Below are 1139 nucleotides of genomic sequence, written 5' to 3'. Positions count from 1 at the left end.
CGCCGATCCCGGTGCTCGAGCCGGGCAAGAAGAAGACAAGGACCGGGCGACTGTGGGTGTATGTGCGCGATGACACCCGTTCGGGCTCGACCGAACCGGCCGCGGTGTGGTTTGCTTACTCGCCCGACCGCAAAGGCATCCACCCCCAGACCCATCTCGCTGGATTCGAGGGCATCCTGCAGGCCGACGCCTACAGTGGCTTCAACGAACGTAAGCGGTCAGTGAAGCACGTCCTGCCCGCCAACTTGACCTATCGATTTTTTTCTGAGCGGACCTTGCCTAGTTTCCATGGAAGTAGAGCTTCGTAATCCTCTGCGGTCCTCGCGAGCGGCAGAGCCTTGAACAGGTCGACAAGATACGCATAGATATCGATGCGGTTCGCGACGCAGGTCTGGACGAGTGAATACAGGTTTGCCGAGGCCTTTGCACCTCCTACGGTGTCCGAAAAAAGCCATGCCTTTCTCCCCAGGACAAACGGGCGGATCATGTTCTCACATAAATTATTGTCGACGGGCCATGCCGGATTCTCGACGTAGCGGATCAGCTTGGGCCATTGTCCCGCCGTGTAGTTCAAGGCCTTGCCCAGCAGCCCTGTGGGCGCGGTTGTTTCCAGGTACTCGTCGAGCAGGGCCCTGATCTTCGTGAGCACTGCACGGCTATAGCGGCGGCGCAGGCGCGCTCGCCAGTGCGGCTTCTTGTCGGCATGCGATTCGGCCGCATAGAGCTTGCCGATCAGGTAGATAAGCTGGGTGGACGGCTGATGGCGGCCACGGGCCTGTTTGGGCAATGCCGCCTCGGCTTCCACAAAATACCTCCTGCAGTGCGCCCAGCAACCAAGATGCACGAGTGCATTAGCCTTCGCGATCGTGTCATACGGTTTGTACCCGTCGGTCATCAGCACGGCGCCATGGCGCATGCCGGCCCACACGTCCGCACCAAGCTGTTGGGAGCGCCCCGGCGCATAGGTAAACAGGCGCACGGGTGGACCACTGCCGTTCATCTGGACCCAGACGTAACTCTTTGTCTGCGGTGCGCGTCCTAGCTCCTTGAGAACCTGCACGGTGGTTTCGTCGCCGAACCCGATCTCGCTGTCGAGCATCACATCACGCATCAGGTTGATGACGGGCTGTACCGAGTGT

At 60.2% G+C, this 1139-nt stretch carries 1 protein-coding gene and 1 pseudogene; one reads left to right on the top strand and one right to left on the bottom strand.

The window, feature by feature from the left end:
• Positions 1 to 218: pseudogene (locus tag F6X39_RS36080) on the top strand (transposase); the annotation flags it as partial.
• 32 nt (positions 219 to 250) lie between these two features.
• Here the strand turns inward: F6X39_RS36080 and tnpC are convergent.
• Positions 251 to 1139, bottom strand: an 889-nt coding sequence (gene tnpC, locus F6X39_RS36075; RefSeq protein ID WP_187620147.1) for an IS66 family transposase, incomplete at its 5' end; no start/stop codon positions are given.

Source organism: Paraburkholderia sp. UCT2 (genome assembly GCF_014397665.1).
Classification (GTDB): Bacteria; Pseudomonadota; Gammaproteobacteria; order Burkholderiales; family Burkholderiaceae; genus Paraburkholderia; species Paraburkholderia tuberum.
The sequence above is the reverse complement of the archived record's forward strand: the minus strand, read 5'-3'. Positions and strand labels throughout refer to the sequence as shown.